Here is a 19,131-nt window from a genome sequence, read left to right as displayed (position 1 = left end):
GTGTGGTGCTCCTAAGCAGCCTTGAAATGGGTGGAAGTGTGCGGGGTGGCGCCTGCGGCGTCACACCACGGTGGAGTAGGCGACCACACCGCGTCGCACCAGGATGATGGCCTCCGAGCAGAGCCGTGAAAGCCTCGGATCCAGGCCGGGGATCTTCGCCAATTGATCGAGCAGGTCGATGACCTGTTTGACCCACCGGACAAAGTCGCCCGCGGCAAGGTCCGTGCCGTTGAGGACTTCCTGGAGGTGCCTGCCTTTGGCCCACTTATAGATCGGCCAGACGAGCCCCAGTTCCGGCTCCCCGGTCAACGGAAGCTTGTTCTCTTCCTCGGCGTCTTCCAGCACGGACCATTCCCGGACAACGATGTCTACCGCCGTCTCCAGCGACACGCTGGGCATCCTGGGCCGGAGTCCGCGTTCCTCCCGTTTTGCCTGGTAAACCAGAACGCTAGCGAGGGCAGCCACTTCGGTGGCATCGAGGTCGCTGAATGCGCCTTGCCGCAGCGACTGCGAAATAAGCAGGTCTTTCTCGCCGTAGATGCGGCGAAGCTTTTGGCCGTCCGCGTTGATGGTCACCTTTCCGGAGTTGGACGTTTCGAGGTAACCGTAGCTGGAAAGAAGGTCGCAGACCCGGTCGAAGGTCTTGGCGATGGTGTTGGTCCGGCCCTGGATTTCGCGGATCAGTCCGTCCGTTTCGCGGCGAAGCTTCAACCAGCGTTCCGACCACCGTGCATGATCCTCGCGTTCACTGCAGCCGTGGCAGGGATGGGAACGCAACGTCAGCCGCAGATCGCTGATCCGCTTCTCGAGATCGGGCAGGGCCGCTGCCCTGCCGAAATCAGTATTGCGGGCGTTCCCCGGAGCGGGGGGACGGTTTTCCCTGATCGCGTTGCGGACCGACGACGCCAGGTCCTTGCGCGACTTGGGCACCTTTGCGTTGAACGACTTAGGTATCCGGACCCGGGTGACCGGCGTGATGGGCCCCTCTAGGTCCTGGACGCCTATCCTCCGAAGCTGGTTGTCCATCGTCAACACTGCAGGCCGCGGTTCACGGGAGTTGTGGTCGGAGCCGAGCACAACAGCCAATCCGGGCGCCCTCCCCGTTGGCACATCCACCACATCGCCGGGCAGCAACCTGCTCAACGAGTCCTCGGCGATGGACTTGCGGGCCTTGGAGGTGCTGCGTGATGCGACATTTTCCGCGTCCGACAGCTCCCGCCGCAGCCGGGAGTATTCGGTGAAGTCGCCCAGATGGCAGGTCATGGACTTCTGGAAGCCGGCCAGGGATTCCTCCCTGCTCCGGACCTGCTTGGCCAGGCCCACCACAGATCGGTCCGCCTGGAACTGGGCAAAGGAGGATTCCAGGATTTCCCGGGCGCGCGGCCTGCCGAACTGCGCCAGGAGGTTGATACTCATGTTGTACGTGGGACGGAAGCTGGAGTTCAGCGGGTAGGTGCGGCGCGATGCCAGGCCTGCCACCGCAGTCGGGTCGGTCCCGGGCTGCCACAGCACCACGGCGTGGCCTTCCACGTCTATGCCGCGGCGGCCGGCGCGGCCCGTCAGCTGGGTGTATTCGCCGGCGGTGATCCCCACGTGTGCTTCACCGTTGAACTTGTCCAGCTTTTCGAGCACCACGGACCGTGCCGGCATATTGACGCCCAGCGCGAGGGTTTCAGTGGCGAACACCGCCTTCACCAGGCCCTCGACGAACAGCTTCTCCACGACCTCCTTGAAGGTGGGGAGCATCCCCGCGTGGTGGGCTGCCAGCCCGCGCAGGAGGCCGTCCCGCCAGCTCCAGAAGCCAAGTACGTCAAGATCGTCCGACGGAATGTCCTGCGCGGCTTCGTCAACGCGGCGGGCGATCACTTGTTGTTCACGCTCAGTGGTCAGCCACAGACCGGCTGAGACGCACTGGGCCACAGCGGCGTCGCAGCCGGCACGGGAAAAGATGAAGGTGATGGAGGGCAGCAGGTCCTGGCGGTCCAGGCTGGCAATTACCTGCGGGCGACTGGCCTTTCTGACAGGGCTCTGCTGGCCGCCCTGGCCGTGGCGGCTATCTCCCCGCTGGCTTTGCTGGCGGCGCTGGCTTCGTCCGCCATGGCCGAAGCGGGCCCGTGAATTCATCTGGCTCTCGGTGCGCGCCATCGCCAGCAGGTCGGGGTTCACTTCGAAGCCCCGTTCAAGGGCAGCGTTCGCCGTCATTGCCGTCGCGGCGGGATCCGCTTCGCCTTCGGGGGCGATCTCGTCAAACGTCGTTTCCCCGGCAAACAGATCCACGATTTCGCGCCCCACCATGACGTGCTGCCACAGCGGGACCGGCCGGTGCTCGGAAACGATGACGTCGGTGTGCCCGCGGACAGTGTCCAGCCACGCACCGAATTCCTCGGCGTTGGAGACAGTGGCGCTCAGCGATGCCACTTGGACCTCGCTGGGAAGATGGATGATGACTTCCTCCCACACGGCGCCGCGGAACCGGTCCGCGAGGTAGTGGACCTCGTCCATGACCACGAAGCCGAGGTCATCCAGGGTGTCCGAATCCGCGTAGAGCATGTTCCGCAGCACCTCGGTTGTCATCACGACTACCGGGGCGTCGCCGTTGATGCTGGTATCCCCGGTGAGGAGTCCGACGTTTTGCGGGCCGTACTTATCTGCCAACTCGGAGTACTTCTGGTTGCTGAGCGCCTTGATCGGGGTGGTGTAGAAGGCTTTTAGTCCCCGCTGGAGTGCCAGATAGATGGCGAACTCCCCCACAATGGTCTTGCCGGCGCCGGTAGGGGCCGCAACCAGTACACCCCTCCCCTGCTGCAGGGACTGGCATGCCTGGCGTTGGAAATCGTCGAGTTCGAAATTCAGCGACCGCACGAATGCGCCGAGGTACGTTTTAGTTTCTGCGGTCCGTTCGGCACTGGCCCGATAGAGTTCGGACGGCGACTGTGGCCCGGTTGTGGAGGACATACTTCCAGCCTAGTGGGCGTGGGACTACAGTTTCCCCAGTTCGGTGCCGGGCGTTGCGACGTCGGCCGTCGCTTCAGTTTCGGCGGCGATTTTTGCGGCTTTCCGGTCCCGGCGCCGGTCATTGAAGATACAGAGTCCGATAGCGGCGAAAAACAGTGCAAGCAGCGGTCCGGCCAGCAGGAACATGGACAGGGCATCCGCGCCCGGGGCAGCCACAGCGGCAAGCACAAAGACGAGGAACACCGTGATGCGCCAGGCCTTCAGGATGGTTTCACCCCTGATGATGCCGGCCATGTTGATTCCCACCAGGACCACGGGCACCAGGAAAGCGAGGCCAAGGAACAAAACCATGCGGGTGACGAAATCGACGTAGTCGCGGGCATCGATCAGGTTGGAGAACCCGGCAGGGGTGAACTGCGTCAGTGCCCGCACTACCTGTGGGGTCACCATCCAGCCAACCCACACACCCGCGAGGAACAGCGGCACGGCGGCGGCCATGTAGCCGAGCGTATAGTGCCGTTCCTTCTTGGTGAGGCCGGGCGTGATGAAAGCCCACAGCTGGTAGATCCAGATGGGGCTGGAGATGACGGCGCCGATCAGCAGCGAGAGCTGCAGCTTGAAGTCGAACGGCGACGCAATGCTCGAGAAATTCACCGAAGAAGTGCCGCCGGTGTTCTCGGCAATCCGATCAACCGGTTCCTTGAGGGCGCTCAATACCGGGTCATAGAGGATCCAGCCGCCAATGCCGCCAATGACCAGGCCAATGGCCGACTTAATGAGCCGGTTCTTGAGCTCCTTAAGGTGATCCATCAGGGCCATCCGACCCTCAGGGTTGGATTTGCGGCCCTTCGTCAGTGCCACTTCAGGTCAAACGCGGTTCGACGGCGGAACGTCGGTGCCGTCTGCGCTGCCGGTGCCGCTGCTGGAGTCACCGTTGTGCGGCCGGGACTGCGGGTGGTTGACGATCTTGCCTTCGACCGGATCCGTGCCCTCCTTGGCCTCGGGCTTGCCGTCGTTCTTCATTTCCTTGACCTCGGATTTGATGATGCGCATTGACTGGCCGAGGCTGCGGGCCATGGCCGGAAGCTTGGGCGCGGCAAACAGCAACAGAGCCACGATGATAATAATGACGATGGGCCAAGGGCCATCAAAGAGTCGTCCCACTGGAAGTCCTTTCCTCGAAATACATCCTACGTCTAACCGAATTCGATGTCGCGCAGCGCCTGGGGCTGGCCACGGTCCGCTTTGCGCTGAACGCGCCGCTGGCGGCGCTCTTCCCTGCGGGAGGATTTGGACGTGAGGTAATCATGTCTCATCTGCATCGGCGAGGCAAAAACTGCTGAACCAGGCTGCGCACGTGGCTCCCCGCCCGGCGCCGGCTCCCCCTGCGGGTCCGCGTCAGTGAGGCTGGCAAGAGGGGCCCCGAACCGCTCACCGGCGGCGCCCAGGTCCTTGACCGTGGCCATGAACTGCCTGAACAGCCTGATGCCCAGGAGCACATAGAAGAGCAGGGAAACGGCTACGAGCGCTATCCAGATCAGGATCCAAGACCACCAAGGCATGCTGAGTAGTCTAGTCGCCGTAATGGGCCAGGGCTGCGTCGATCCAACCCCGGGCTGCGTCGGCCAGGCCCGTCGGTGCCAAAATGCGGACGGTGCCGCCGTGCTGGGCAACGAACATGGGCAGCCACGCGGTGTTGCCGAACCTGATTTCCGCTATGAGCCCTCCGCCCGGGAGCGGCGCCGTCCGTTCGGCGTAGTAGTCGTCCGCGAGTCCGATTCCCTGGGGCGCCAGTTCGACGATCACCAAAGCGTCGTCGTCGTTCGGGGTGAATAGCTTCACCGGAAAACCGTCGGCGGGTTTTGCCGCGTCGGTGACCCTCCGGCCGTTCGGCGCCAGGGCCTCGATGCGGTCCAGCCGGAAATTGCGCAGTCCGCGTGCGCTGTGGCAGTACGCCTCGAAGTACCAGGTGTTGTCCAGCGAGTAGAGCCGCAGGGGGTCGACGTCCCGTTCGGACATGGAGTCGCGCTGCGCGGAAAAGTACGTGAGGTGCAGTTGCAGGCCGTCCGCAATGGCCTGCCGGATGGTCGCTAGATGCGCGGAATTCGCCGGACCCACTTCGGGGCCGGCGATGGACGCCGCCTTCAGGCCCTCCTCCCCCGCTGCCGCCATCAGTTTCACCGTGACAGACTCCAGCGCACTACCCTCGGCGAGCTCAGGCAGGCCGTTGAGGGTCTCCAGGCCAGTCAGCAGGGCGCAGGCCTCGTCCACGGTAAAGCGGACCGGACGATTGAGGTCAAGGTCCTGCGTGATGAAGACGTGGTCATCCTCCCACTGGATGTCCAGGAGATCATCCGGGTATCCCTCGGGGAGGCCGGAGCAGATCAGGATCCGCAGATCGTCCTCCAGCTCTTTACGGGTAACTCCGAAACTGGACGCAACCTCGCTGATATGCAGGCCCTGGTTGTGGACCAGGAACGGCACGAGCTGAAGCATGCGCTTGAGCTGGTCCTCGGACGTCCGCTTGCGCGGGCGCTTCGCGGGAACGGTATCCGGAAAGACGATGGCCGGAGCCGGAGACGCCGCGAAGTCGGCAGCGGCCGTCAGCCTCCTCCGGACAGCGGTTACCAGTTCTGCCGGGGCAACCACCACGACATTCGGCCCGTAGGACGCGAGTTCTTCACCGAGCACCTCAGCGTCCCGAAAGGGGACGCTGAGCCGGTCCCAGCCGGCGTCGGGCATGTTGACGGGCGGGCCGGCGGCAGGGGCGTCGGTGGCGCGCTTCCGCAAGCCGAGCATCTTGGCCGGCGCCACGTCCACGATGGCAGACTGCACCGGCAGCTCCGGAAGGGAGTCCAGCTCCTTCCGGACGTTGAAGCCTTGCGGAGGAGAATGGTGTTCCTTTTCCTGCACAGCCACGGCGGAGGTGAAGCGGGACAGACGGAAGAAGCGCTTGGCGCCACGGCCCCGGTCGAAGCCCACCAGATACCACTGCCCGAAACGGCTCCCCAGGCCCCATGGCTCTACTGTCCTGAGTTCCTCACGACCGGTGCTGCCCGCCAGGTACTTGAAGGTCACTGGATGCTGGGCGTGCATTGCCGTCACGAGGTCCTCGAAGGCTTGGCCGGCAGGCTTGATCCGGGGCTGGACGCCTGCCGGCAGCGCTGCTTCAGTGAGCCCGCCGGCCGCCTGCAGCTTGCGCATGGCGTTCTGCGCTGCCGAACCGAGGGCGGCCTGCTCCCACAGCTGCGCCGCCAGGATGAGCACGGTGCATTCGGCGGAGCTGAGGTTGACGTCAGGGAGCCGGTTGGACTCCTTGCCGATCCGGTAGCGCGTCGTGGCAGGATCGTCGGAACTCCAGCCGTGGTCCATGACCGCTTCGACGTCGAAGCCGAACTGGCGGAGGTCGCTTTTGTCCCGCTCGAACATGCGGCCGAAGGCCACCTCGGTGCTGGTGGTGTCGTGGTAGACCTTTTCGCGCAGCTCGCTGCGTCGCAGGCCGTAGCGGGTGTTGAGCAGCGCGATGAGCAGGTTCAGGAGGCGTTCTGTACGTAGGGCGGACACCTTGGCTACGTTACTAAAGCCGCCGCGGCTTAACGCCGGAAGCACGGCAACAAACGGAAATTTCCTTCCGATTGTTACCGCGCTTCCTCAAGCTTGTCCGGCCGGCGCCGGGCAGGGATCCGCTTAGCGGACTCCGACGAGGTCCACAACGAAGATCAGTGCTTCGTTGGGACCGATCGCTCCGCCGGCCCCGCGGGAACCGTAAGCGAGTTCGGAGGGGATCTCCAGGCGGCGGCGGCCGCCGACCTTCATGCCCAGCAGGCCCTGGTCCCAGCCCTGGATGACCTGGCCGACGCCAACGCGGAAGTCCAGCGGAGCACCGCGGCCCCAGGAAGCGTCAAATTCTTCGCCGGTGGACCAGGCGACTCCGACGTAGTGGGTGGAGACGGTGTCGCCCGGCTTGGCTTCGGCTCCGTCGCCCTCGATGAGGTCCGTGATGACCAGCTCGGTGGGTACATCACCTTCGGGGAAGTCAATTTCCGGCTTCTGGCGGTCGAAATTGCGTTGTCCAAATGACATGTTTGCTCCTTTTTTGGTTGGGTTGGCTTACTTGACGCCGAGGATATCGACGACGAACACAAGGTCTCCCTTGGCCTCGCCCTGTCCCGCATCACCGTAGGCAAGATCCTTCGGAATGACCAGCAGGACGCGTGAGCCCACGGTCTTGCCTGCAAGGCCCTGTGTCCAGCCCTTGATGACGCCGGTCAACGGGAAGCTGGCCTTTTCGCCGCGGTCGAAGCTGGAATCGAACTTCTTTCCGCCGTTCAGGGTGACTCCGACGTAGTTCACTGTCAGGGTGTCGGTTTCCTTGACGGCGGGACCGGTGCCCTTGATCAGGTCCTGGGAGACGAGTGCCGTGGGGGCCTTGACGCCGTCAACGGAGATCTCCGGAATTCCCTTGTCGTTTTCTTTGACCGTGGGAAGCCCGGCGGGAGGCGTGACCGTCTCACCCTCCGGCTTGTCGAGCACCTTCGGGGCGTCCTTCGCGGAGAGGACCTTGACCACGAGCAACTGCGTGGGGCCGGCTTCGGCACCTTCCTGGGCGGCCTGGCCCGGCACGGCGAGGGCAAGCTGCGAGCCGACCTTTGCGCCCACAAACGCGTTGTAAATCACGGCGTTTCCGGTCTTGAGGGCATCGTTCAACTCGAGGGGCTCGGGGTCCTTGGCGAAGGTGTCTTCGAGAGTGGAGCCGTCCTTGCCGCTAAGGGCGAGGATCGAGATATCGGCGATCTGGTTGGCCTTCAGGCGTTCCCCGTCGCCTTCGGTGACCACCTTGACGGTGGGTTCCTTCACATCCAGGGGCTTGTCGAATTCGACTCCGGGTGCCTTCTTGTCCCCGTTGTCCGTAAGCTTCAGGGAGTCGAGCTTGGCGGTCTCGCCAGCAGACTGGCTGGTGGGTTCCGGGGCTGCAGGCGTTCCGCCGCAGGCGGTAATCAGCAGCAGTCCGGGAATGAGAATTGCTAGTAGTCGGCGCACGTAAGAACTTTCGTCGGGGCAAGATGGATGCGTTGCCGCGAGTGGTGCGCGCGGCAACGCAGTCGGTGGCCGGTTAAACGGCCCCATCCAGAATAGCCCCTGAAGCTGGGTATCAGCCCATAGAGTCCAGGAGGGCATCCACGCGCTCATCCACGTTGCGGAACGGATCCTTGCACAGGATCGTCTGGTGGGCGCGGTCATTGAGCTTCAGATGAACCCAGTCAACCGTGTAGTCGCGGCCGAGTTCCTGGGCGCGGCGGACAAAGTCGCCGCGGAGCTTTGCCCGCGTTGTCTGCGGCGGCGCATCGACAGCGTCCTTGACTGCCGTGTCATCCACCACCCGGCGGACTGCCCCGCGGGACTGCAGCAGGTAGTAAAGCCCGCGGGTGCGCGAAATGTCGTGGTAGGTGAGGTCGAGCTGGGCGATCCTCGGAGCATCCAGTCCCAGCCCGTGCCGGTTCCGATAGCTGTCCATCAGTTTCTTCTTGATGGCCCAGTCGATCTCCGTGTCGATCGTGCTCGTATCTCCGCTTTCTATGGCCGTGAGCGTCCGCTCCCACAGGTCCAGGATGAGGGGCACATGTTGGTTGTGGGCGCCGTTCTCGGCGACAAACGACGTCACTTTGTTCAGGTACTCGCGCTGGATCTCGAGGGCCGTGAGCTGGCGGCCGTTGGCAAGCCGGATGAGCGCCCGTCCGCTGAGGTCGTGGGAGATCTCACGGATGCTGCGGATCGGATTCTCCATCCGCATGTCCCGCATGATCACGCCGGCCTCGATCATCCGCAGGATCAGGTCCACAGTGCCGACCTTCATGAGCGCCGTGGTTTCCGACATGTTGGAGTCGCCCACGATGACGTGGAGGCGTCGGTAGAACTCCGCATCGGCGTGGGGCTCGTCCCGGGTGTTGATGATGGGACGGGACCTGGTGGTGGCGGAGGAAACGCCTTCCCAGATGTGGTCCGCGCGCTGGGAAAAGGCGAAGGTGGCGCCGTGCGGGGTCTTCAGGATCTTGCCGGCACCGGCGATGAGCTGGCGTGTCACCAGGAACGGGATCAGGATCTCCGCCAGCCTGGAGAATTCACCACGCCGGGGAATGAGGTAATTTTCGTGGCTGCCGTACGAATTGCCCGCGGAGTCGGTGTTGTTCTTGAACAGGTAAACCGTGCCGTTGAATCCCTCCGCCGCGAGCCTTTCCTGGGCCTCGTCCACGAGGTCGTCCAGGATCAGTTCGCCCGCGCGGTCATGGGCGATCAGCTGTCCCAGGTCGTCGCATTCGGCGGTGGCGTACTCGGGGTGGGAACCGACGTCCAGGTATAGCCGGGACCCGTTCGTCAGGAAGACATTCGAGGAGCGGCCCCAGCTGACCACCTTGCGGAAGAGGTAGCGTGCCACTTCCTCCGGTGCCAGCGGACGCGAGTCCGGGCTCGAGTATGAGATGCCGAACTCGGTTTCAATGCCGAAAATGCGCTTGTCCATTTCAGTTCTCCTCAGACAGCAGGGCGGCGATTTCGTCGTCGCCGAGGCGCCGGAAGGCCCGCCGGGATCCCCGGGTGCTCTCCGAAGCGCGGTCCAGTACTGCAACTTCCAGGGCTGACGCCGGCAATTCGCCGGCTTCCTTGTCGGTGACGAGGCCCTTCATTGCGAGCCTGATTGCACCGGCGAAGTTCAGTTCCTGCTGCCAGCCGCCTTCCACCGTCTCGGCGACTTTGTCGGCCTGGCCGCCCATCACGATGAATCGTTTTTCGTCGGCAATCGAACCATCGAACGTCAGCCTGTACAGGTGGTCGTCGGCAGGACTCCCCCCGACCTCCGCGACAGCGAGTTCGACTTCGAAGGGTTTCTGCTCGGCCGTGAACACTGCCCCCAGGCTCTGCGCGTAAACGCTGGCCAGTCCCCTTGCTGTGACATCCTCCCGGTCGTAGGAGTAGCCGCGGACGTCCGCGTACCTGACACCGGCCTGGCGAAGGCTTTCAAACTCGTTGTATTTTCCGACGGCGGCGAAAGCGATTTTGTCGTAGATTTCACCGATCTTGTGCAGCGACGGGGACGGATTCTCCGCGACGAGGGCAATCCCCTCCTCGCAGCTGATAACCACTACTGAACGGCCACGGGCGATGCCCTTCCGTGCGAAATCCGCACGGTCCTTCATCAGCTGTTCGGGTGACACATAAAACTGTTGAGTCATATCAGGCCTCCCGCCGTGCTGTTGTCCGGGCCTCGATGATGGCCCCGGCTACGGCGGCGAGGTTGTGGTCCGGTACACGCCTTGCACCGCTGCGTTCCACGGTGTAGACGACCGGCCACAACTGCCGGACTGGGTCCGGCCCGCCTGTTGCCGAGTCGTCGTCCGCCGCGTCATACAGGGATTCGACGGCCACGGCCACCGCCTCGTCGGCCGTGAGCCCCGGCCGCCAGAGCTTCTTGAGTGCCCCCCGCGCAAACACCGACCCGGAGCCCACGGCGTGGTGTTCCTTCTCTTCGTACCGTCCGCCGGTGACATCGTAAGAAAACAGGCGGCCGATGCCCGCAGGCAGGTCGAATCCGGCAAACAGTGGCACCACGGCCAGGCCCTGCATGGCCATGGGCAGGTTTCCGCGGATCATGGCACCAAGCCGGTTGGCTTTGCCCTCGAGACTCAGCAGGGTGCCCTCGATCTTCTCGTAGTGCTCCAGTTCAACTTGGAACAGCCGGGTGAGGTCGATGGCGATGCCCGCGGTGCCGGCAATTCCCAACACCGAATAGCTGTCGGCAGGGAACACCTTTTCGATGTGCCTGCTGGCAATGACGTTCCCCATCGTGGCGCGGCGGTCTCCTGCCATCAGGACGCCCCCGCCGTAGGTCAGCGCGACGATGGTGGTGGCGTGCGGCACCTGCAGCGGCTGCGAGCCGGTGGATGCGGCCTGGAACGGCTGATTGTAGGGAAGTAAGCCGGGCCTGTTGCGTTGGAGGTGCTCAGTGAATGATGACGTCGCGTTGGCAGCTACCTGGTTGGCTGTGGTGTCCTGCACTGATGCACTCCTTCAACGTGGTGGATCAACGTCTCTGCGGGCGTCCGGGCTGCCGTCCCTCCGTTCAGGCGATGGCAGCCGGAGCCCTACTGGCCGCCCTTTTGAACGAAGGCGCGGACGAATTCTTCGGCATTCGATTCGAGGACGCCGTCGATTTCGTCCAGGAGATCGTCCACGCCCTGGGTGGCCGCCGATGCCTGGGCGTCGCCGGTCGCGGGCGGCGTTGCGGGAGCGTCGTCTTCGAATTCGGTTTCCCGTGACTGCGGCTGTTGCTGCTCCTGGCCTGCCATTTCCTTCTCCTTCTATCCGTCCCTGGTGAGAGGGGACATCCTGTAAGCCCATATTGCCACGCCTTAAGCCGTGGTGGGGTGCTTTATGCCGGTGGCGGAGGCGGAGTTTGTCCGAGTAATTCGGCCAGGAAAGATCCGGTGTCCTTGTGCCTCGCAAAGAGGCCTCCGGTGAGGGCCTCCGTACCCCGCAGGGGCTCGCGGGTGGGCACACGCTGGAGCCGTCCGTGGCCGGGCACGTCGAAGATCACCGAGTCCCAACTGGCACCCACCACGTCCTTGCTGAAGCTGCTGACGCAGCGGCCGCGGAAATAGGCACGAGTGTCCGACGGCGGTGCCGTTACCGCACGGGCGATCGTTTCGTCGTCGACGATCCGGTCCATCCGACCGCGGGCGAGCATCCGGTAGTAAAGCCCCTTTTCAGGCCGGACGTCGGCCCACTGAAGGTCCACCAGCCCCAGGCGGGCGTCGTTCCATTCCAGTCCGTCCCGCTGCCGGTAGCCTTCCAGCAGGGAAAGCTTGGCCAGCCACTCCACCGACGAGGCAGCAGCCGTGCGGTCGCTGTCGAGATCCGTCAACGTCGCAGCCCAGCGTTCCAGGAGGGCGTGCGTGTGTCCGTCACCGTCCACGGCATCGCCCACCCCGGTGTCCTGGGCGAGCTTGGCGGCGGCCTCGTGATACATCCACTGCAGGTCCAGCGCCGTGACCCGGCGGCCGTCCAAAAGCCGCAGGGTGGCGGTCAGCGAGGTGTCGTGGCTGACCGCCTGCAGGGCCGCCACCGGCTCATGGACCTCCACGCGGGGAGCCAGTCCCGCCTCGATCAGGCTGAGCACCATGGCCGTCGTACCAAACTTGAGGTAGTTCGCGGCCTGGCTGAGGTTCGCATCACCGATGATCACATGCAGCCGGCGGTATTTGTCCGCCGTGGCGTGCGGCTCGTCCCGCGTATTGATGATCGGCCGGCGGATGGTCGTTTCCAGGCCAACTTCGGCCTCGAAGAAATCCGCCCGTTGGCTGATCTGGTACCCCGCCCGGGAGCTGTCCTGTCCAAGGCCCACGCGGCCGGCCCCGCACATGACCTGGCGCGTGATGAAGAACGGCGTGAGGCCCCGGACGATATCGCCGAAGGGCACCACGCGCGGCATGAGGTAGTTCTCGTGCGAGCCGTAGGACACCGACTTGTTGTCCGTGTTGTTCTTGTACAGGTTTACCGGCGGAAGCTGGGGATCGGCGGCCATGCGGCGAACTGCGGAAAGTGCCACCACATCTCCCGCGGCGTCCCAGGCGACGGCATCCCGCGGGTTCGTGACCTCCGGGCTGGAGTACTCCGGATGCGCGTGGTCCACGTACAGGCGCGCGCCGTTGCCTAACACCATGTTCATGAGGAGCGAGCCCGTTTCGTCCTCGCCGTCCTGCTCCAGTTCCTCACGTCCGTAGGCCAACGCCACAGCTTCGGCATCCAGGACCGGAGGCTGGTCCGTCAGCTGGCTGGGGTCGGCCTGGTTGCGTTCCAGGGTCCACCCGCGCGCATCATGCAACGGTTCCTCGTCTGTGTAGTCCCACCGTGTCTCCGCGCCCCCGGCGGCGCGCTGGCGCGTCAGCTGGGCATAGGCCTGAATCACCCGGGCGGACATCATCGTGGCGTTGGCGCCCGGCGCTGACGGCGCGTGGATGCCGTACTCGGTTTCCGAACCCATCACCCGCATCGCCCCGCCTGCCGGCAGCGGACCCCCGGGCACCCCTGCGCCGCGGGGCGTCACAGGTACTGGCCCGTACTGGGCATTGTCTCGATGGATTTGCCGGGCTCCTGTCCTGCCTTGCCCTGGACGATAGTGCGGATGTAGGTGATGCGTTCACCCTTCTTGCCAGAGATGCGCGCCCAGTCATCCGGGTTGGTGGTGTTGGGCATATCCTCGTGCTCGCGGAATTCATCGACGACGGCGCGCAGCAGGTGGTCGATGCGAATGCCCTTTTGCTGCGAGGTCAGCAGGTCCTTGATGGCGTACTTCTTGGCGCGGTCCACCACGTTCTGCACCACGGCCCCGGAGTTGAAGTCCTTGAAGTACAGCATCTCTGTGTCGCCGTTGGCGTAGGTGACCTCGAGGTACTCGTTGGATTTCTCGGTGGAGTACATCGCTTCAACGGTGCGCTGGATCATGGCGTCGACGGTCGCCTGGACGTCACCGCCATGTTCCGCGAGGTCGGACTCGTGGAACGGAAGGTCCGTGGTGATGTACTTGTAGAAGATATCGGCGGCGGCTTCCGCATCCGGCCGCTGGATCTTGACCTTGACGTCCAGCCGGCCCGGACGCAGGATGGCCGGGTCGATCATGTCCTCACGGTTCGATGCACCGATGACAATGACATTGTCCAGGCGTTCAACGCCGTCGATTTCGCTCAGGAGCTGGGGCACGATGGTCGTTTCGACGTCCGAGGAGATGCCGGTGCCGCGGGTGCGGAACAGCGAATCCATCTCGTCGAAGAACACGACGACGGGGCTGCCGTCTGAGGCCTTCTCCCGTGCCCGCGAGAAGATCAGGCGGATGTGCCGCTCGGTCTCGCCGACGTACTTGTCCAGGAGCTCCGGGCCCTTGATGTTCAGGAAGTAGCTCTTCAGGTCCACGTTCCCGGTGCGCTCGGCGGCCCTGGCGGCGAGGGAGTTGGCCACCGCCTTCGCGATCAGCGTCTTGCCGCATCCCGGCGGGCCGTAGAGGAGTATGCCCTTGGGAGCTTTCAGGCCGTGTTCACGGTAGAGGTCCGGGTGCAGGAACGGGAGCTCAACGGCATCCCGGATCTGTTCAATCTGCGGGCCCAGGCCGCCGATGTCCTCGTACGTGATGTCCGGAACCTCCTCGAGCACAAGGTTCTCCACTTCCGAGCGCGGAACCTTCTCGAGGGCATACCCCGTCCGGGAGTCGATGGAGAGGGCGTCGCCGACACGGAGCTTCTCCGACATCAGCGCTCCGGAAAGGCGGATGACGCGTTCCTCGTCAGCGCGTCCCACAACGAGGGCCCGGTCGGTGCCCAGCATTTCTTTGAGTGTGACCAGTTCCCCGGCGCGTTCGTAACCGAGTCCTGCCACCACCAGCAGTGCTTCGTTGAGGAGGACTTCCTGCCCGACGGCAAGCTGGTTCATGTTCACCAGCGGGCTCACCCCCACGCGCATTTTGCGGCCGGCGTTGAAGATGTCCACTGACTCTTCCGTGGCCGCCTGCCCGCTGTTTCCGGCTGTGGGCTGCCGTTTGGGATTCAGCTGCAGAATGGTCCCAAAGCTGTAGGGCGGCTGGCCTTCCTGGTCCAGGGCGTTCTTTAGACGCAGGATCTCCGCCTTCGCGGTTTCCAGCATGCCCACCAGTTTTGAGTTGTTCTGCGTCGCGGCGGCAAGCTGGCGGTCTATGTGCCGCAGTTTGTCCCGAAGGATGTTCACCTGACGGTCCGCAACTGAGAGTTCGTTGGCCACATAGCGGGCATTCTCAGGTTCCACTGCCCCTGCGGCCTCGTCCGGTGTCCGTGAGGAGTCGTTGTTCGGAGTCTCCATCATGCATCAGCCCCTTCCTGCGCTTCTATTAAGACCTTAGCCCCAAGAAGCCGGGTACTGCTGGAGACATCCGAAATACGGACTAGTTCGTGACCTCCGGGTCGTCCTTGACGTTGGTTCCGGCGATCGCATCGCGTGCCGCGCGGCGCAGTTTCTTGTCGGAGACGAGCCGCTCGCCAACGGCTCCCGGGGTCCAGGCGTTGACATCCTCTTCGTTGAAGTCTGTCTTGGAAGGCCGGCGCTTGACCGAGATGCCGGTAACGCCGTCTGCGAGCCTGCGGGTGACCAACAGGAAGCCCGTGTGGGCAACCATACGGTGGTCCGGCCGCACGGCCAGGCCTTCCAGGTGCCATCCGCGGACCATGGATTCCCAGGCGTCGGGTTCGGTAAAGCGGCCGTCGGCGCGGATCGCTTCCGCCGTGCGGGACAGCTGGGTCACGGTGGCAACGTAGTTGATCCACACGCCGCCGGGAGCCAGGACGGTGGCGACGGCGTCAAGGCACTCCCACGGTGCCAGCATGTCCAGTACCACCCGGTCCACGGACCCGGGAGCTTCGCTGCGGACAACTTCCTCCTGGAAATCGCCGAGGGAAATCTTCCAGGCGGGGTGCGGGCCGCCAAAGATTGTTTCCACATTGCCGCGGGCAATATCCGCGAATTCCTCGCGTCGCTCAAAAGAGTGCAGGTAGCCGTTGTCGCCGACTGCACGCAGTAGCGAAATCGACAACGCACCCGAACCCACGCCGGCCTCCACCACGCGGGCGCCCGGGAAGATGTCCGCCATGGTGACGATCTGGCCGGCATCCTTCGGGTAAACCACTGCAGCTCCGCGGGGCATGGACAGAACGAAGTCCGAGAGCAGCGGACGGAGGGTCTGGTACTGCTGGCCGACGTTATTGGTGACGACGGAGCCGTCCACCTTGCCGATGATTTCGTCATGGTTCAGGAAGCCGCGGTGGGTATGGAATGCTCCCCCTGCTTCCAAGGTGATCGTGTTCATCCGGCCGCGCTCGTCAGTCAGCTGCACACGCTCGCCTTCGCGGAACGGACCCCGACGCCGGGCGGCGCCCACCGGAACTACTGCGGTGGTACCGGCAGTCTCTGCGGTGTCACCCGACGTGATGTTGTTGGCGGCAGTTTCGCTGCTCATGGAATATTCCTCGCTTTTGTAAACCTGTGGGCCGTGCATCAAGACGGCCGGGCACCAGACGCCGGCCCCGGGCGGCGGTATTTCACGACCGGCAGGTAACTCTACCGGTTCTGCGCCTTTGCGCGCCCGCTGCGGCGCGCTTCTTTGCCTGTAATGGCGCTCACCACGGCCTGCTGGCGGAGCAGTCCGGTCACTTTTCCGTGGTGATCGACCACTGCATACTCGTGGCCGTCAAGCTGGGCAAGGTACTGCACCAGTTCCTGGCCCTGGGACCACTCGGGCACGTAGGCGCCGGGGCTGAGGGCGTGCGATACGGCTGTGGCTGGCGTTACAGCTGCTGCGCCGGCCGGAACGGAGGCGGCGGCGACGTCGGAAACGATTCCCGCCGGCCGTCCGTCCGGTCCGCACAGGACAATGGCCGGAGTGCCCTGCGGGGCAAGCCGGAGGACATCGGCCACCGTGGAGGATTCCGGTATTCCGACGGCCGGTTCAGCGAGGGCCGCCGCATTGACGAGGTGCAGCCGGCTCCGGAGCCGCCCGTGCTGGATGGAGGCCGAGGCCCCCATCCAGAGGAAGCTTCCCACCAGCACCGTGATGAGCATGAGCGACACGTCGGGGCGGTCGCCGCGCAGCAACGGAAGCAGGACGAACCAGGCAGCTAGGGCAATAACGATGATCCGGCCCGCCCAGCCCGCAGCCACGGTCCCCTTTTCCTGGCTGCCGGTGGCCTTCCAGACCGCGGACTCAACGAGGCGCCCGCCGTCGAGCGGAAGCCCGGGGAGGACGTTGAAGATGCCGATCAGCAGGTTCGCCCAGACAAAGATGTTGGACAGGATCCCCGCCACGCCGGAGGGATCCGTTGCGACGATAAACAGCCAGCCGGCACCGGCCAGGACGATGTTCGCAGCAGGGCCGGCCATCGCCACCAGCACAGAGCGGCCGGGCGTGGCGGTGAAGCCCTCGAACTGGGTGTGCCCGCCCCAGAGGTTCAGCACGATCTTCTCGGTGGGCCAATGGAAGATCTTGGCCGTCAGTGCGTGCGCGAGCTCGTGGACGAGGACTGAGATGAGCAGGAGCAAGGCATAGGCGAAGGCCACGTAGTAGGCCGCGATGCCCATGTCCGGGTACTGGCCCTCAAGCACCGGTCCGTACACAATCACCGTGAACGCCGCAATGATGAACCATGAATACGCCAGGACTACGCGGATCCCGGCGATGCGGCCAAGTGATATGCCTTCCCTGCGGCCGTTCGCGACCTTCGGGTCGCCGCCGCCTGCCGGATCAGTCAAGGCCGTGGCTCCGGACTGCTGCGTCCTCCAGGCCGATGTCCCCTGCCGGGAACTCACCGCGCCGGGCCACCAGCTGCTCCAGGTCGGCCACGGTGCGCCCTTCGAGGGAATGCCACGTGGCCCGGGCCGGATCGGCCGGAAGGGGAACGATGTGCGGGATCGCCACGGTCGCCACCCCCGAGGCCATGGCGGCAGCCACACCCGGCGCCGAATCTTCGAGCGCAACGCAGTCGTGGATGGTCAGTGCGGGGTCCCCTCGCTGCAGCAGTTCGACCGCTTTAAGGTAGGCCTCCGGGTGGGGCTTGCCGTTGGCGACGGTGTCACCGGTAACCAGGAACTCGAAATAGGGCTTCGGCAGCGCCGCGACGACTTCGCGCGCAAGCGGCCCTTCGGACATCGTCACCAAGGCGCAACGGATGCCTGCCTCGTGGAGCTGGTCCAGCAGTTCACGCGCACCCGGCCGCCAGGGAACCGACTTGCGGACTTTGCTGACCACCTGGGCCGTCAATGAGTCGATGATTTCCCGCGCTTCGAGCCTGACTCCGGCCTCCTGGAGAATTCCGGCTGAAAAGACCAGTGACTGTCCCACCAGCTGCATGGCCTGCGCGTGGGACCACTGCCCGCCGTGGGCGGCAACGAGGGCATGCTCAGCTTCGATCCAGTACGGTTCAGTGTCGACGATGGTGCCATCCATGTCCCATAAAGCGGCTTTGAGAAGTGGCTCGGAGGCTGAGGATCGCATAGCTCCAAGTCTACGGTGCGGCAATCGGGAGGGTGCCTGCACTACGCCCTCGGCGAATATCCTGCAGGATGCTGCTGTGTTGCCGCGGCGCTGCTGCGGGCACCGAAGATTTGTGGCGCTTCATTCCATGCACCCGGCAGGGTCTTGGACGTAGGGTGAAGAAATGAATAGCTTCGACGGAGACACCAGCGAACCGGGTGCCACGCCCGAGCCGGAGCGGCTGCTGCAGCCCGTGCCGGAAGGCCAGCGCATCACGGTGATGCTCGCCGCCTTTGAAGGCTGGAATGATGCCGGCGAAGCAGCGAGCGATGCCCTGCGTTACCTGAACAAACTGTGGGGCGGCAAGAAAGTGGCATCGATTGATGCCGACGAGTACTACGACTTCCAGTTCACACGGCCCACGATCCGGCGGACCTCATCCGGGGAACGCAAGATCAAATGGCCATCCACGCGGATTTACAAAGCCAGTGCGCCGGACGCGAATGTCGATGTGATCTTTGTCCAGGGCACGGAGCCGTCCTATAAATGGCGGGCCTACACTGCTGAACTGCTGGTCCATGCCGAGGCCCTGCACGTGGATTACGTCATCCTGGTGGGCGCGCTGCTCGCTGACGTACCTCACAGCCGTCCGATTCCGGTCAGCACCTCCACGGACGACAGCGCCCTCCGGGAACGCATGAACCTGGAGGCATCGCAGTACGAGGGGCCGGTTGGAATCGTCGGTGTGCTGTCGGAAGTGGCCCTGCTGGCCGGACTGCCCACCGTGTCCCTCTGGGCGGCCGTCCCGCATTACGTTGCCCAGGCCCCCTCGCCCAAGGCCCAGCTGGCCCTTCTCCACAGAATCGAGGAGCTGCTGCAGGTGCCGCTCGACACGCACGAACTGGCGGAAGAAGCCGACGCCTGGGAGCGCGGGGTGGATGAGCTCGCCACCGAGGACCCGGAGATTGCGGCCTACGTGCGGCAGCTGGAGGAAGCCAAGGACACCGCTGACCTTCCGGAGGCGAGCGGCGAGTCCATTGCCCGTGAATTCGAGCGGTACCTCAAACGCCGCGGCAAGGACAAGCAGTAGGGCGCAGCCGTTAAACGGAAGGCGGTTCCCGGCAAAGTTTGCCGGGAACCGC

At 64.4% G+C, this 19,131-nt stretch carries 17 protein-coding genes; 1 reads left to right on the top strand and 16 read right to left on the bottom strand.

Annotated elements, in window-relative coordinates; genetic code table 11:
• Positions 1 to 60: 60 nt before the first annotated feature.
• The 16 genes from AC1MDG_RS10920 to AC1MDG_RS10845 all read right to left on the bottom strand — a co-directional run bounded on the left by AC1MDG_RS10920 (position 61) and on the right by AC1MDG_RS10845 (position 18,010).
• The gene (locus AC1MDG_RS10920) at positions 61 to 2,955 is read right to left on the bottom strand and encodes a DEAD/DEAH box helicase (RefSeq protein ID WP_479803900.1); all 2,895 of its coding nucleotides are present in this window, start codon (positions 2,953 to 2,955) and stop codon (positions 61 to 63) included.
• Positions 2,956 to 2,979: 24 nt separating this feature from the next.
• Positions 2,980 to 3,774, bottom strand: a complete 795-nt coding sequence (tatC, locus tag AC1MDG_RS10915; protein WP_043481644.1) for a twin-arginine translocase subunit TatC — start codon at positions 3,772 to 3,774, stop codon at positions 2,980 to 2,982.
• A 48-nt stretch (positions 3,775 to 3,822) separates the two neighbouring features.
• The gene (gene tatA / locus AC1MDG_RS10910; protein ID WP_479803899.1) at positions 3,823 to 4,119 is read right to left on the bottom strand and encodes a Sec-independent protein translocase subunit TatA; all 297 of its coding nucleotides are present in this window, start codon (positions 4,117 to 4,119) and stop codon (positions 3,823 to 3,825) included.
• A 32-nt stretch (positions 4,120 to 4,151) separates the two neighbouring features.
• Positions 4,152 to 4,517 carry a hypothetical protein gene (locus AC1MDG_RS10905; RefSeq protein ID WP_479803898.1) on the bottom strand — a complete coding sequence of 122 codons (366 nt, stop codon included), beginning with the start codon at positions 4,515 to 4,517 and terminating at the stop codon, positions 4,152 to 4,154.
• A 10-nt stretch (positions 4,518 to 4,527) separates the two neighbouring features.
• Entirely contained in the window at positions 4,528 to 6,519 is a 1,992-nt protein-coding gene (locus tag AC1MDG_RS10900; protein ID WP_479803897.1) for a helix-turn-helix transcriptional regulator, read from the bottom strand.
• Positions 6,520 to 6,642: 123 nt separating this feature from the next.
• Entirely contained in the window at positions 6,643 to 7,038 is a 396-nt protein-coding gene (locus AC1MDG_RS10895) for an FKBP-type peptidyl-prolyl cis-trans isomerase (protein ID WP_028269209.1), read from the bottom strand.
• 27 nt (positions 7,039 to 7,065) lie between these two features.
• Positions 7,066 to 7,995, bottom strand: coding sequence for an FKBP-type peptidyl-prolyl cis-trans isomerase (locus AC1MDG_RS10890; protein WP_479803896.1), 930 nt, complete (start codon positions 7,993 to 7,995; stop codon positions 7,066 to 7,068).
• Positions 7,996 to 8,107: 112 nt separating this feature from the next.
• Complete coding sequence (pafA, locus tag AC1MDG_RS10885) at positions 8,108 to 9,472, bottom strand: Pup--protein ligase (protein WP_043481632.1); 1,365 nt, start codon at positions 9,470 to 9,472, stop codon at positions 8,108 to 8,110.
• A gap of 1 nt (position 9,473) precedes the next feature.
• On the bottom strand, positions 9,474 to 10,181 hold the full coding sequence (gene prcA / locus AC1MDG_RS10880) for a proteasome subunit alpha (RefSeq protein WP_043481630.1): 708 nt from the start codon (positions 10,179 to 10,181) through the stop codon (positions 9,474 to 9,476).
• 1 nt (position 10,182) lies between these two features.
• Entirely contained in the window at positions 10,183 to 11,004 is an 822-nt protein-coding gene (gene prcB, locus AC1MDG_RS10875; protein ID WP_479803895.1) for a proteasome subunit beta, read from the bottom strand.
• An 86-nt stretch (positions 11,005 to 11,090) separates the two neighbouring features.
• On the bottom strand, positions 11,091 to 11,294 hold the full coding sequence (locus AC1MDG_RS10870; protein WP_043481627.1) for a ubiquitin-like protein Pup: 204 nt from the start codon (positions 11,292 to 11,294) through the stop codon (positions 11,091 to 11,093).
• 83 nt (positions 11,295 to 11,377) lie between these two features.
• The gene (dop, locus tag AC1MDG_RS10865) at positions 11,378 to 12,997 is read right to left on the bottom strand and encodes a depupylase/deamidase Dop (protein WP_043481625.1); all 1,620 of its coding nucleotides are present in this window, start codon (positions 12,995 to 12,997) and stop codon (positions 11,378 to 11,380) included.
• Between the two features lie 50 nt (positions 12,998 to 13,047).
• Positions 13,048 to 14,829, bottom strand: a complete 1,782-nt coding sequence (gene arc, locus AC1MDG_RS10860; RefSeq protein WP_043482196.1) for a proteasome ATPase — start codon at positions 14,827 to 14,829, stop codon at positions 13,048 to 13,050.
• Between the two features lie 82 nt (positions 14,830 to 14,911).
• A complete protein-coding gene (locus tag AC1MDG_RS10855; RefSeq protein ID WP_479803894.1) occupies positions 14,912 to 15,979 on the bottom strand; it encodes a tRNA (adenine-N1)-methyltransferase in 1,068 nt (355 codons plus the stop codon).
• Positions 15,980 to 16,080: 101 nt separating this feature from the next.
• Entirely contained in the window at positions 16,081 to 17,268 is a 1,188-nt protein-coding gene (locus tag AC1MDG_RS10850) for a site-2 protease family protein (RefSeq protein WP_479803893.1), read from the bottom strand.
• Positions 17,261 to 18,010 carry an HAD family hydrolase gene (locus AC1MDG_RS10845; RefSeq protein ID WP_479803892.1) on the bottom strand — a complete coding sequence of 250 codons (750 nt, stop codon included), beginning with the start codon at positions 18,008 to 18,010 and terminating at the stop codon, positions 17,261 to 17,263. Before AC1MDG_RS10845 ends, AC1MDG_RS10850 begins: the two co-directional genes overlap by 8 nt.
• Positions 18,011 to 18,173: 163 nt before the next feature.
• Between AC1MDG_RS10845 and AC1MDG_RS10840 the strand changes: the two genes are divergently transcribed.
• Entirely contained in the window at positions 18,174 to 19,079 is a 906-nt protein-coding gene (locus tag AC1MDG_RS10840) for a PAC2 family protein (RefSeq protein WP_028269220.1), read from the top strand.
• Positions 19,080 to 19,131: the final 52 nt, after the last annotated feature.

The organism is Arthrobacter sp. AIWTK1, from assembly GCF_056680535.1.
This window is presented reverse-complemented; position numbering and strand designations above follow the sequence as displayed.